The following is a 12,642-nucleotide window of genomic DNA, read 5'->3' on the forward strand; positions in this document are numbered from 1 at the left end:
GACACCGGAAAAGGTCACCCGTTCCCACCCCGAACACCCAACCGCCCCACCAAGACCTACGCTCACCCCCACACACCAGAACGCAGTAATACACAGAAAAGAACGAGCAGTTGAATACCCCACGGGGCCCGTCGACGGCTTCGCCCGGCCCCTCGGGGACGGCACCTGGCTCACGTACGACGAGGAGAGCGACACGCTCAGCCGGTGGAGGACTGCTCCTCCGACTCCAGCAGCGTCTTGAGCCCGGCCAGGCGCTCGCGCCAGAAGTCCTTGTAGGCCGCGACGGCGTCCGCGTCCGGGAGCTTGGTGTGGCCGAGCCCGATCCGGGTCTTCGCGTCGCCCCGCGGCGTCAGATAGACCTCGATCCGGCTCGTCCCGCCGTCCCAGTCCGCCGTCACCGAGGTGCCCGGCCGGTGGGTGCGCACCTCCAGTTCGCCCTCCGGGAGCCAGCGGCGACGCAGTTCCTCGTCGGCGAAGGCGGCCGTGCAGCGGGCGGCCGGGGCGTTGACCGTCTTGCTCGCGCTCACCTGCCAGTCGCCGGTGGAGGACTGCCCGACGGCGCGCATCCCGCGCTCCTGCTCGTACCCGACGGTGATCGACTGGGCGTGCCAGCCGCTCACCCCCTCGGCCTCCACCAGGTGGCGGGCGATCTCGGTGTGCCCGCGCTCCGTCGCGCCCCAGGCGTCGAGCAGGGCGAACCAGTCGGCCCAGCCCTTGCCGGTCGCGGCGGCGAGGGCCGTGTCGGAGAGCTTCTCGGTGATCTTCCTGCCTGCGGGGCTCACGGTTCGACGTTAGCGTGAACCGTGGTGAGGTGCCTCGGACGGTTCTTCGAGAAAGATGCCGCAGCACCGATGAGTTCCGCCCGGCCCCGCCGTCTTACCTCCTGAATGCGCACACGACACGGACGAACCACAGGGGAGAGTGACCACCATGACGCAGATGATCTTCGTGAACCTGCCCGTGAAGGACCTGGAGACCTCGAAGGCCTTCTGGGGCAAGCTCGGCTACTCCTTCAACCCGCAGTTCAGCGACGAGACCGCCGCTTGCCTGGTCATCAGCGACACGATCTTCGCGATGCTGCTGACCGAGGCGAAGTTCAAGGAGTTCACCAAGCCGGGCAAGGAGATCGCCGACGCGACGAAGACGACCGAGGTGCTGATCGCGCTGAGCGCCGACAGCCGCGAGAAGGTCGACGAGCTGGCGGACGGGGCCCTCGCCGCCGGTGGTTCGGCGGCGAAGGAGCCCCTGGACTACGGCACCATGTACGGCCGCTCCTTCACCGACCCGGACGGCCACCACTGGGAGGTCATGTGGATGGACCCGGCGGCCGTCCAGGGCTGAGCCCCGCGGAGGGTCAGGCGGAGACGCCGCCGTCGATCACCAGGTCGGTGCCGACGACCGAGCCGGCGTCCTCCGAGGCCAGGTACAGTACCGCCGCCGCCACCTCGGAGGCCGCCGAGATACGGCCGAGCGGCGACTGTCCCTTCATCCGTACCTCTCGCTCGGCCTCGGTCTCGCCGGGCAGCAGCGACATCGTGGACTCCGAGGCGCCCGGGCTGACCGCGTTGATCCGGACGCCGTCGGCGATGTGGTCGCGGGCGGCGGCGCGGGTGAGCGCGGACACGGCCGCCTTGGAGACCTGGTAGCCGAAGACGCCCGGGATGCGGACGTGCGGGCCGAGGTTGGACGAGATGTTGACGATCGAGCCGCCGCCGTGGGCGCGCATGTGGGCGATCTCGGCCTGGAGCGAGTGCAGGACGCCGGTGACGTTGGTGTCGAGCAGCGCCTGCCAGTCCTCCAGCGGGAAGTCGGCGGCGGAGGCCCCGCCTCGGAAGATCCCGGCGTTGTTCACGGCGACGTCGAGGGCGCCGAAGATCTCGACCGTCCGGCGGACGAGGTGACGGACGTCCTCGGCCCGGGCCACATCGGCGGTGACGGCGGCCGCGGTGCCGCCCGCGGCCTCGATCAGGGACACCGTCTCGTCGAGGGTGGCCGCGCTGCGGCCGGAGACGACGACCTTCGCGCCCTCGGCGGCGAAGGCGAGGGCGATGGCCCGGCCGAGCCCGGTGCCGGCGCCGGTGACGAGGACGGTCTTGTGCGTGAAGCGTGCGGACATGGTGATGACAACTCCTGGTGAGAGAAACGAACGTCGTTACGCGGTACGAGTGGTCGGTGCGGTGGTCAGGGCGGCCAGGACGGCCAGGGCGGCGAAGCCGACGGCCGTCGCGGCGAGCGAGGAGGCGTCGCTCCCGATGGTGAGCAGCACGGCGAAGAGGACGGTCGGGCCGAGTTCCATGGCCGTGTTGAGAACGCCGCCCGCGAGCCCCGCGCGATGTGGCGGTACGCCGTCGGTGGCCAGGACCGCGGCCCCCGCGAAGGAGGCGGCGGCGCCGGCCGGGAGCAGGAGCAGGCCGGGCAGCAGGCCGGAGGCGTACGGGACGGCGGGGTCGAGCCCCGTCGCGGCGAGGAGCGCCAGCCCGCAGGCCCCCGTCGCGAGGCCGGCGGCGGTGACCCGCCCGGGGCCGTACCGCCCGATCAGCGGGCCCGTGAGCCGTCCCGCGGTGAGCAGGGCGGCGGCGAAGGGGACGAAGGCGGCCGAGGTGAGCAGCGCCGAGTAGCCGCGCTCCTGCTGGAGACCGAGCGAGAGCAGGACGAAGACGGTGGCCGTGCCCGCCGCGGTGAGCGCGATCGCGGCGAGGCCGATGCCGCGGCGGCGGTCGCGCAGGAAGCCGGGCGGCAGCAGCGGGTCCCCGGCCCGCCGCTCGACGGCCGCGAAGGCGGCGAGGAGAACCAGTCCGCCCAGCAGCGGGAGCAGGACGGCCGCCGAGCTCCAGGGATGGGCGTCGGTGCGGACGAGTCCGTAACTGCCCAGCGTGATACCGGCGGTGGCGAGCAGCGCGCCCGGCAGGTCGAGGGTGCGGCCGGGCCCCGGCGGGGTGCGGGGGAGGAGGCGCGGCCCGAGGGCGAGGGCGAGGACGGTCACGACGACCGGCACCGCGAAGGCCCAGCGCCAGTCGGTCAGGGCGGAGACGACGCCGGAGAGCAGATTGCCCGCGGTGGCGCCGAGGACGGAGAGGCCGCCCCAGGTCGCCATCGCCCGTCCGTACGCGGCGGGTTCGGGGAACAGGGTCCGCAGCACCGCCATGGCGGCGGGCGCGACGAGGGCCGCGCCGACGCCCTGCGCGAACCGGGCGGTGAGGAGCGCCTCGTACCCGGGGGCGAGCGGGGCCAGGGCGGACGCGGCCCCGAAGGCGAGGAGTCCGGCGGTGAGGACGCGCCGGCCGCCGTACCGGTCGGTGAGCCGACCGCCGAAGAGCAGGAGCCCGGCGAAGGTCAGCCCGTAGGCGGCGCTGAGCAGGATCAACTGGGCGCGGTCAAGCGCTAGTTCGGAGCCGATGCGGGGCAGGGGCACGGCGATCGACGCGAGCGTGAAGATGAGCGTGACCTGTACGGCCCCGAGCAGCGCGAAGCCCTGGCGGGCGGCGGACCGGGTGAGGGGGTACCCCTCACGGGGTGGGGTCTCGTCGGCCGCGTCGACCGACCGCCCGTCGGCCTCGCGCCGAGCGCGAGGCGCCCCGGCGGGGTGCGCCCCGGCCCCGGACCCGGTTCCGCGCTCGGGCCCGTGGCGGGGCGCCGGCCCAGGCCCAGGCCCAGGCCCGAGTCCGGCCTCCGCCCCGGCGGGCCTGCCGTCCGTGGCCCGGGCCATGCCCGTCCCTGCCTCTGGTGTCGACTTCGGCATCGCGGCCGCCCCCACTTTCTTGACCGTACGTTCCAATATGAAGGCCCAAGAAAAGGGCGCCGTGTGGCGCCCTTCGCGAAGGGTCTCGATCCAGCTCTCAGTCCAGCAGCGACAGCGCCTGTTCCGCCGCGTCGCGGACCCTCGCGGGGTCGCTCGACGCCTTGCCGACCAGGCGGATGCCCTGCATCAGAACGAGCAGCATCCGGGCCAGTGCCTGCGGATCGCGGTCCCCGGGCAGCTCCCCCTGGGCGCGGGCCCGGGCGAGGGAGGCGTGCAGCAGGGTCTCGATCTGCTCCCAGCTCAACTCCACCCGCCGCGCCACCGCCCCGTCGTGCGGCCCCAGTTCGGCCGCCGAGTTGGTGATGAAACAGCCGGTCAGGCGGACCTCGTCCGTCCCCGCCTCCTCGGCGAAGCGGCGGACCAGGGCCCGGACGGGCGGCAGCGCCGGTCCGGGTGCGGACAGCTCCTCCAGCATCAGCGGGTCACGCGTGCGGAGGTAGCAGTCCATCGCCTTCATGTACAGCTGGTGTTTGTTGCCGAAGGTGGCGTAGATGCTGGCGCGGCCGATCCCGAGGTGCTCGACGAGGTCCGACATCGTCGTCGCCTCGTAACCGCGCCGCCAGAACAGCTCCAATGCTGCCTGCAGCGCGGCGTCCGGATCGAACTCCTTGGTCCTGGCCACGCCCTCACCGTAGAACTATCTGGAACGCGCGGTCAAGTTACACCGCGTGGAGCGCACCCTCGTGGACACGGACCGGATACACCGCCACCGCGACCTCCTCGTCGTCCAGGCACCGGCCCGTCTCCAGGTCGAAGCGCTGCTTCAGGAGCGGCGAGGCCACGAACGGCCGGCCGTCCGCCGATCCGAGCAGCCCCCGCGACAGCACCTGCGCCCCGGTGAAGGGATCCCGGTTGTCGATCGCGTACGCGCGCCCCGACCGGTCCTTGAACAGCGCCGCCTGCCGGCCGTCGGGCAGCAGCACGGCCGCGCCCCGGCCCGGCGTCAGCCGGGACTCTTCGCAGACCGGCATCCAGGTGTCGGGCGACGGAGACAGTTCGAGCTTCATGGCTTCAGACCCTTTCCAGGCGGGTTCCGATGGTGAGGACCGTCAGGTCCGGCTTGATCTGGTCCCGCTCGGGCACGAACTTCACCGAGGGGTCCGGCGCTTCGGGCGCGTTCACGAACGACACGAAGCGGCGCAGCCGGTCCGGGTCGTCCAGGGTCTGGGCCCACTCGTCCTGGTAGTCCTCGACGTGGGCCGCCATCAGGGCCTCCAGCTCGTCGCAGAGCCCCAGCGAGTCGTGCACGACCACGTCCTTGAGGTGCTCGAGGCCGCCCTCCAGCCGCTCCAGCCAGGTCGAGGTGCGCTCCAGGCGGTCGGCGGTACGGATGTAGAACATCAGGAACCGGTCGATCAGCCGCACCAGTTCGGCGTCCGACAGATCCTGGGCGAGCAGGTCCGCGTGGCGCGGGGTCGCGCCGCCGTTGCCGCCGACGTACAGGTTCCAGCCGCTCGCCGTCGCGATGACGCCGAAGTCCTTTGACTGCGCCTCCGCGCACTCGCGCGCGCACCCGGAGACCGCCGACTTGAGCTTGTGCGGGGAGCGCAGGCCCCGGTAGCGCAGCTCCAGCTGGATCGCCATCTTCACCGAGTCCTGCACGCCGTAGCGGCACCAGGTCTGTCCCACGCAGGACTTCACCGTGCGCAGCGACTTCCCGTACGCGTGCCCCGACTCGAAGCCCGCGTCGACGAGGCGGGTCCAGATCGCCGGCAGCTGCTCGACCCGGGCGCCGAACATGTCGATCCGCTGACCGCCCGTGATCTTGGTGTAGAGCCCGAAGTCCCGGGCCACCTCGCCGATCACGATCAGCTTGTCCGGGGTGATCTCACCGCCGGGGATGCGGGGGACGACCGAGTACGAGCCGTTGCGCTGCATGTTGGCGAGGAAGTGGTCGTTGGTGTCCTGGAGGGACGCCTGCTCGCCGTCGAGGATGTAGCCGCCCGCACCGATCGTCGGCGCGAGGCTGGCCAGGATCGAGGCGACGGTGGGCTTGCAGATCTCGCAGCCCTCACCGCCGCGCGCAGCCTCCCGGCCGTGCGAGTCGAGCAGCTCGGCGAAGGAGGTCAGCCGCAGCGTGCGGGTGATCTCGTACAGCTCACTGCGGGTGTACGAGAAGCAGGCGCACAGCCCCTTGTCCTTCGGCTCCGGCAGCAGCTGCCCGATGAGCTTCACGCAACTGCCGCAGCCCGTACCGGCCTTGGTGCACTTCTTCACCTCGGGCAGCGTCGAGCACTGGGTGATCGCATGCTTGGTGACGTTGTGGCACGAGCAGATGACGGCGTCGTCGGGGAGCGCGGACGGGCCCAGCGCGACCGGCGCGCCCGCGCCCGCCGGCAGCACCAGCTGCTCGGGCGAGACCGGCGGCACGGTGCCGGTGAGCGGCCGCAGCATGCCGTACGAGTCGGCGTCGCCGACCAGGACACCGCCGAGCAGCACGCCCTCGCCGTCGACCACGAGCTTCTTGTAGACCCCGGAGCGGGAGTCGGAGTAGACGACGTCGAGGCAGCCCTCGGCCGTGCCGTGCGCGTCGCCGAAGGAGGCCACGTCCACACCGAGCAGCTTCAGCTTGGTCGACATGTCGGCACCGGTGAAGCCGGCCGTGTTCTCGTCGGCTTCCTCGGCGATCACCGCCGCCGCCGTCAGCGCCATCTCGTAACCGGGCGCGACCAGGCCGTACACCCGGCCGTCGGTGGCCAGCGCGCACTCGCCGATCGCGTACACGGCGGGGTCGGAGGTCCGGCAGTGCGCGTCGACCGCGATGCCGCCGCGCTCGCCGACGGTCAGACCGCAGTCGCGGGCGAGCTGGTCCCGGGGCCGTACGCCCGCGGAGAAGACCACCATGTCCGTCGCCACTTCGGAACCGTCCGAGAGGCGCATGCCGGTGACCGCGCCGTTCTCGGTCACGACCTCCTGGGTGCCCGTGCCGGTGTGGACGCTCAGCCCCATCTGCTCGATCGTGCGCAGCAGCGCCGCGCCACCGCCCTCGTCGACCTGCACCGGCATCAGCCGGGGCGCGAACTCTACGATGTGCGTGTCGAGCCCGAGCCCCTTGAGCGCGCCCGCCGCCTCCAGACCGAGCAGACCGCCGCCGACGACCGCGCCGGTCGTCGCCGTCTTCGCGTACTCCTCGATGGCGAGCAGGTCCTCGATCGTCCGGTAGACGAAACAGCCGCGGGCCTCCTTGCCGGGGACCGGGGGAACGAAGGGGTACGAGCCGGTGGCCAGGACGAGCGTGTCGTACGCGAAGACCTGTCCGGAGCGCGCGGTGACCGTACGGGCGTCGCGGTCGATCGTCTCCGCCGGGTCGCCGACGTACAGCTCGATGCCGTGCTTCTCCATGAAGCCGTCCTCGACCATCGACAGGTCGTCGGGGGTGCGGCCGGAGAAGTACGAGGTCAGCTGGACGCGGTCGTAGGCGGGGCGCGGCTCTTCGCAGAGCACGACGACCCGCGCCCGCTCGGTGACGCCGCGGTCCGCCAGCGCCTCCAGGAAACGCTGGCCCACCATGCCGTGGCCGACCAGGACGACAGTGGGGGTGTGCACGGGCATGGTCGACATCTCAGGAGCCTCCGTCATGGGTGAGCAGGTGGAGCAGGGGAGCGTCGGGAAGGGCCTCGTCGCCCTCCCACGCCCGGGCGAGCGTGCCGACCGCGGCCAGATCGCCGAGGAGTACGCCACCCACGAGGCGGTCGCCGCGGACGACGACCTTGCGGTAGGCGCGCCGCGTGGCGTCGGTCAGCTGCACGACGTCGTCGCCGGGCAGGGGGGTGGCCTCGCCGAAGGACGCCAGGTCGAGCGAGACCGGACCGCCGAGCGTGAGCCGGGTCAGGGCCCGGGTGCCGGTGTAGTGGGGCCGGGTGGATCCGGGGACCGCCGTCGTGGGTACCGAACCGCCCGGGGCGGAGGCGCCCGCAAGGGCGCCGCCCGTTGTGCCCACCCGTTCCGCCCCAGCGGAACGATTGCCCACAACGGACGGCACGGCGGCCTGCGTGCGCAGCACGTCCGCGAGGACGTCCGCCTGTTCCAGGGCCGGCCCGGCCAGGCCGTACACCCGGCCGTCGTGCTCGGCGCAGTCGCCGATGGCGTGGATGTACGGGTCGGAGGTCCGCAGCTCGTCGTCGACGACGATGCCCTTGCGGACGTCCAGACCGGCGTCCCGGGCGAGACCGACACGCGGCCTGACCCCGCAGGCCAGCACCACGACCTGGGCGTCGAGCACGAAGCCGTCGGCGAGTTCCACGGCCGTGACCGCGCCGTCCTCCTGGCGCAGGCCGCTGACCCGGCACTCGGTGTGCACCTCCACGCCCAGCGCCTCGACATGCTCGCGGAGCAGCTCCGAGGCATGGGCGTCCAGCTGGCGTTCCATCAGCCGCTCGCCCTGCTGGGTGAGCACGACCTCGGCGCCGAGCGCCGCCAGCGCGCGGGCCGCGGAGACCCCCAGCAGCCCGCCGCCGATGACGACCGCGCGGACGCCGGGCCGGAGGAGTGCCCGCAGCTCCAGACAGTCGTCGAGCGTACGGAACGGGTGGACGCCCGACGGCAGCCGCGAGCCGCGCAGGCCGCGCAGCGGCGGCAGCACCGGGTTGGAGCCGGTGGCCAGGACCAGCCGGTCGTAGCCGACCGCCGTCCCGTCCTCGCACTCCACGATCCGGGCGGCCCGGTCGATCCGCACCGCCCGCACCCCGCGCCGCACCGGCTCCTGCGGGGCGGGCAGCGCGATCACCTCGGGCGCGTACCGCCCGGCGAGGACGTCCGCGAGCAGCACCCTGTTGTACGGTGCGTGCGGCTCTTCGCCGAGGAGGGTGACCGGCAGGCGCTGGGCGAGCCGGGCGCCCGCCGTTCCGCCTCCGACCACCACGATCCGTGTACTCATGTCTCGAAGAGTGCGGGGTGGGTGTTACCCGACGGCATCCCGTTTGTTTCCCGCGCGGAACGCTGATCTCAGATCCGGGGGGTTCGCGGTGTGAGGCGCGCGGGTGTGAGGCTCGACCCGCGCCGACCTCCGCCGACTGCTGGAGACCGGCGCCGACCCGCGCCGACGGGTGGAGACCTGCGCAACCTCAGACGTAGCTCAAGTCTCCCGAGATCGATGGACGGCGCACCGATCGTCTCCCTAGGCTCGCGACCATGCCCGACATCTCCTTGACCACGCTCGTCCTGCTCTGCGTCGCCGCACTCGTGGCCGGCTGGATCGACGCCGTGGTCGGCGGAGGAGGGCTTCTGCTGCTGCCCGCGTTGCTGCTCGGGCTCCCGCAGGTCCCGGCGGCCCACATCCTCGGGACCAACAAGGCCGTCGCGATCGTCGGCACCTCCGGCGCCGCCGTCACCTACGTGCGCAAGGCCCCGGTGCAGGTGAGGACGGCGGTACGGATCGGGCTCGCGGCCCTCGCCGGGTCCATGGCCGGCGCCTTCTTCGCGGCCGGGATCAGCAGCGACGTGCTGCGCCCCGTGATCATGGTGGTGCTGGTCGGCGTGGCCGCCTTCGTGATGTTGCGGCCGTCCTTCGGGGCCCGGGGCGAGGACAGGGCGCCCGTCGGCCGGGCCCGTGTCGTCGCCGCGATCGTGCTGGTCGGCGGCGGGATCGGCTTCTACGACGGGCTTTTCGGACCCGGGACGGGCACGTTCCTGGTCCTCGCGCTCACCGCCGTGCTCCACCTCGACCTGGTGACCGCCTCCGCCACCGCCAAGATCGTCAACGTCTGCACCAACGCGGGCGCGCTCGCGATGTTCGCCTACCAGGGCACCGTCCTGTGGCAGCTCGCCGCCGTCATGGCGGTCTTCAACCTGGCCGGCGGGATGATCGGGGCGCGGATGGCCCTGAAGAAGGGCTCGGAGTTCGTCCGCGGGGTGCTGCTGTTCGTGGTCTTCTCGCTGGTCGCGAAGCTCGCCTTCGACCAGTGGAGCTGACGGGTCTCAGCGCACCCCGATGAGGTGGCCGAAGGCCACCACGTTCCCCTGGTAGCCGGACTTCTCGCTGAAACCGCCGCCGCAGGTGATCACCCGCAGCTCGGCCCGGTCCTTCTCCCCGTAGACCTTCTGGTCCGGGAAGTCCTTGTTCTCGTACACCTCGACGGCGTCGATCGTGAACACGGCGGTACGGCCGTCCTGCCGGTCCACCTCGATCCTGTTGCCCTTCTTGAGCGCGCCGAGCGCGTAGAAGACGGCGGGGCCCTTCGCGTTGTCGACATGGCCCGCGACGATCGCGGTGCCCCGGGCACCGGGCGGCGGGCCGTCCTCGTACCAGCCGGCCAGGTTGCGGTCGTCCGCCGGCGGCACGTCGAGCGTGCCGTCCGCGCTCAGCCCGAGCCCCGTCATGGGCGTGTCGACGTCGATCTCGGGGATGCGCAGGCGGACGGGCGCGGAGGGCGGCAGCGGGTCGGCGGCGGCGTCGGTGTGCGCGTTCGGCCCGGCCGCGAAGGCCTCGGCGGCCGACGGGACCGGCGGGGTGACGTCCTCCGAGCCGTTCTGGACGAGCCAGAGGCCGACGCACACGGCGGCGGCTATGCCCCAGCCCTTGCTCCTGCTGCTCACGGTCCCTCCTTCGAGAAAAGTGCATGGCCCTGCCCCCGCCGGGCCTCGTGCGGGCGCGCGGCGGGGGCAGGACGCGGGCGGTACGCCCAGGGAGCCCGGGAGAACCCGGGGCCCCTCAGCGGCCCTGCGCGCCGCTCGCCCGGCGACGCAGGAGCCAGGTACCGCCGACGGCAGCCGCGGCCAGCACCGCCGCGCCCGCCGTGACCTGGGCGGTGTCGGGGCCGACGCTGCCTCCGACACCGGTCTTGACATGACCGCTGGGGACCTTGTGCCGGACGACGAGTTCGCCGCGAGCGGTCTTGCCGTTGTCGCAGGCGACGCTGATGCCGTACGTGCCGGCCTTGGCGTGCTGCGGGACCGTGAACTGACCGACCACGACCTCCTTGTGCGTGCTCGGGTTCAGCCGGAACTCGCCCGCGCCGAGCGAGTCCGCGTCCCCGATGCCGTGCCCGTTCTTGCCGCAGGCGAGGGTGTTCACGGTGACGGTGGTGCCGGGGGTGGCGGAGGAGGGGTAGACCTCCAGCGCCTCGGAGTTCCCGGCGTACGCCGCCGGTGCGGCGAAGGCGCCGATCGCGGCGACCGTCAGCGCGGTACCGGTGAGCAGGCGGGCAGTGGTGCGCATGGGGTCCTCCGGGGCGCGCGAGCGGTCTTCCGTAGGACCGAGGTAAGTGCCGTGACGCGCCCCGCGCCTGCTGATGGGGAATCAGAATTACGCCGTCCGGTGCGGTGTGTCGCCTGGCGGGCGGGCGTTTGCGCAGGTCGGGGCGGGTTACGAGGCGTCAGCTGACACCCGGTGCCGAATGGGTGACGGGCCTCCGGAGCGGCGCTCTCAGTCCCCCAGCGCGTCCCACGGCACCGAAGCGTAGGCCGTGTGCACGCGGTCCATCAGTTTCTCGTCGACCTCGAAGTCCCACCCGTCGATGTGCGACACCGGCGAGATCCCCCGGGAGTTCGTCACGAAGGCCGCCCGGAAGTCCCCGAGGTCGTCCAGGGTGACCCGGCGGCGCACCGACTCCAGGCGGTCCTCCAGCAGGGCCATCGTGACGCCGTGCAGACAGGGCGCCGACGGCCAGACCAGCGACGTGCCGTCCCAGAACGCGATGTTGGTGACGGCGCCCTCGGAGATCTCGCCGTCCGGAGACGTCAGCAGCGCCTCGTCGAAGCCCTCGCGCCGTACCGCCTCGCCGTAGTACGTCTGCCCGAAGCCCCCCACGTGCTTGATGTGGGCCGCCGGGCGCCCGTACACGACGGACTTCAGGCGCTGCGGGGTCGGAATGTGCGTGTACGGCTCGCGCACGGTCACCACCGTCCGGGTGCCGCCGGCGAGGTCCGGGTGGACGTACACCCGCGCCGCCGCGTCCCGGCGGCCCGCCGACTCCAGTGCGCTCCGCAGCAGCGCCCGTACGCGATCCCCGTCGGCGCCCTCGCCGAACAGCTCCCGGTTGGCGCGGTCGAGGCGGGCGAGATGCCGGTCGAGGCCCTGCACCCGGCCGTCGCGCACCTGGGCGGCGGTGAAGTGTCCGTAGCCGGTCAGGAGGCTCGCGAGGAGGGCCGGGTCGGTGGCGGGGGAGCCGTCGATCTCGATGTGCGGGAGCGGTGTCGTCATGCCTTCACCGTAGGGCCGGTACGCACGCGAAAAATCGGCGCTTGACCTCAACCAAACTTGAGGAAGAAAGATCCTCGGCATGGACATCACGAACTCCGCGAACTCCGCCACTTCCGCCAACTCCGCGCCGCTCAAGCTCGCCGTCATCGTCGCCAGCAACCGCGAAGGCCGCTTCGGCCCCGTCGTCGCCGACTGGCTGCTCGGCCGGACCGCCGAACGCGACGACTTCACCGTCGACGTCGTCGACCTCGCCGACATCGACCTGCCGACCTCCCTCTCGCACCACCCCGACGCGACCGTCCGCGCCGAACTGGCCAAGGTCTCCCCGGTCCTCGCCGCCGCCGACGCCTTCGTCGTCCTCACCCCCGAGTACAACCACTCCTTCCCCGCCTCCCTCAAGTCCCTCATCGACTGGCACTTCTCCGAGTGGCAGGCCAAGCCCGTCGGCTTCGTCTCGTACGGCGGGATGGCCGGCGGAGTGCGCGCCGTCGAGCAACTGCGCCAGGTCTACGCCGAGGTGCACGCCGTCACCGTCCGCGACACCGTCTCCTTCCACAACGCCTGGGGGCTCTTCGAGGAGGGCGGACGCCACAAGGACCCCACCGGTCCCGACGCCGCCGCCAAGACGATGCTCGACCAGCTCGCCTGGTGGGCCCACGCCCTGCGCGACGCCAAGTCCAGCCGCCCGTACGCCGCGTGAGGA

The 12,642-nt window shown here is 72.4% G+C and carries 13 protein-coding genes; 3 read left to right on the top strand and 10 right to left on the bottom strand.

The window, feature by feature from the left end:
* Window positions 1-197: 197 nt before the first annotated feature.
* On the bottom strand, window positions 198-782 hold the full coding sequence (locus ACFYV5_RS33295) for a hypothetical protein (protein ID WP_389174895.1): 585 nt from the start codon (window positions 780-782) through the stop codon (window positions 198-200).
* A gap of 148 nt (window positions 783-930) precedes the next feature.
* Here ACFYV5_RS33295 and ACFYV5_RS33300 point away from each other — a divergent pair, with 148 nt between their 5' ends.
* Window positions 931-1,341, top strand: coding sequence for a VOC family protein (locus ACFYV5_RS33300; RefSeq protein WP_389174898.1), 411 nt, complete (start codon window positions 931-933; stop codon window positions 1,339-1,341).
* A gap of 13 nt (window positions 1,342-1,354) precedes the next feature.
* Here the strand turns inward: ACFYV5_RS33300 and ACFYV5_RS33305 are convergent, their stop codons facing one another.
* The 6 genes from ACFYV5_RS33305 to ACFYV5_RS33330 all read right to left on the bottom strand — a co-directional run bounded on the left by ACFYV5_RS33305 (window position 1,355) and on the right by ACFYV5_RS33330 (window position 8,675).
* Complete coding sequence (locus tag ACFYV5_RS33305) at window positions 1,355-2,116, bottom strand: SDR family NAD(P)-dependent oxidoreductase (protein ID WP_389174901.1); 762 nt, start codon at window positions 2,114-2,116, stop codon at window positions 1,355-1,357.
* Window positions 2,117-2,152: 36 nt separating this feature from the next.
* Window positions 2,153-3,706, bottom strand: coding sequence for an MFS transporter (locus ACFYV5_RS33310; protein ID WP_389174904.1), 1,554 nt, complete (start codon window positions 3,704-3,706; stop codon window positions 2,153-2,155).
* 130 nt (window positions 3,707-3,836) lie between these two features.
* On the bottom strand, window positions 3,837-4,421 hold the full coding sequence (locus tag ACFYV5_RS33315; protein WP_355108386.1) for a TetR/AcrR family transcriptional regulator: 585 nt from the start codon (window positions 4,419-4,421) through the stop codon (window positions 3,837-3,839).
* Between the two features lie 37 nt (window positions 4,422-4,458).
* Entirely contained in the window at window positions 4,459-4,806 is a 348-nt protein-coding gene (gene nirD / locus ACFYV5_RS33320) for a nitrite reductase small subunit NirD (protein ID WP_355108387.1), read from the bottom strand.
* Between the two features lie 4 nt (window positions 4,807-4,810).
* Complete coding sequence (nirB, locus tag ACFYV5_RS33325; protein WP_389174908.1) at window positions 4,811-7,360, bottom strand: nitrite reductase large subunit NirB; 2,550 nt, start codon at window positions 7,358-7,360, stop codon at window positions 4,811-4,813.
* A gap of 1 nt (window position 7,361) precedes the next feature.
* A complete protein-coding gene (locus ACFYV5_RS33330) occupies window positions 7,362-8,675 on the bottom strand; it encodes an NAD(P)/FAD-dependent oxidoreductase (protein WP_389174911.1) in 1,314 nt (437 codons plus the stop codon).
* A 254-nt stretch (window positions 8,676-8,929) separates the two neighbouring features.
* Between ACFYV5_RS33330 and ACFYV5_RS33335 the strand changes: the two genes are divergently transcribed.
* Complete coding sequence (locus ACFYV5_RS33335; protein WP_389174912.1) at window positions 8,930-9,709, top strand: sulfite exporter TauE/SafE family protein; 780 nt, start codon at window positions 8,930-8,932, stop codon at window positions 9,707-9,709.
* 6 nt (window positions 9,710-9,715) lie between these two features.
* Here ACFYV5_RS33335 and ACFYV5_RS33340 read toward each other — a convergent pair whose 3' ends face one another.
* From ACFYV5_RS33340 to ACFYV5_RS33350, 3 genes are all read right to left on the bottom strand, one after another.
* Window positions 9,716-10,333, bottom strand: a complete 618-nt coding sequence (locus tag ACFYV5_RS33340; protein WP_389174914.1) for a class F sortase — start codon at window positions 10,331-10,333, stop codon at window positions 9,716-9,718.
* A gap of 115 nt (window positions 10,334-10,448) precedes the next feature.
* A complete protein-coding gene (locus tag ACFYV5_RS33345) occupies window positions 10,449-10,955 on the bottom strand; it encodes a hypothetical protein (protein WP_389174917.1) in 507 nt (168 codons plus the stop codon).
* Window positions 10,956-11,162: 207 nt separating this feature from the next.
* Window positions 11,163-11,939: an aminotransferase class IV gene (locus tag ACFYV5_RS33350; protein WP_389174920.1), complete on the bottom strand. Its 777-nt coding sequence runs from the start codon at window positions 11,937-11,939 to the stop codon at window positions 11,163-11,165.
* A gap of 79 nt (window positions 11,940-12,018) precedes the next feature.
* Here ACFYV5_RS33350 and ACFYV5_RS33355 point away from each other — a divergent pair, with 79 nt between their 5' ends.
* Window positions 12,019-12,639 (top strand): NAD(P)H-dependent oxidoreductase, encoded by a 621-nt coding sequence (locus tag ACFYV5_RS33355; RefSeq protein WP_355108400.1) that lies wholly within the window; start codon window positions 12,019-12,021, stop codon window positions 12,637-12,639.
* Window positions 12,640-12,642: the final 3 nt, after the last annotated feature.

Origin of the sequence: Streptomyces sp. NPDC003035, assembly GCF_042888285.1 — a bacterium.
GTDB lineage: Bacteria > Actinomycetota > Actinomycetes > Streptomycetales > Streptomycetaceae > Streptomyces.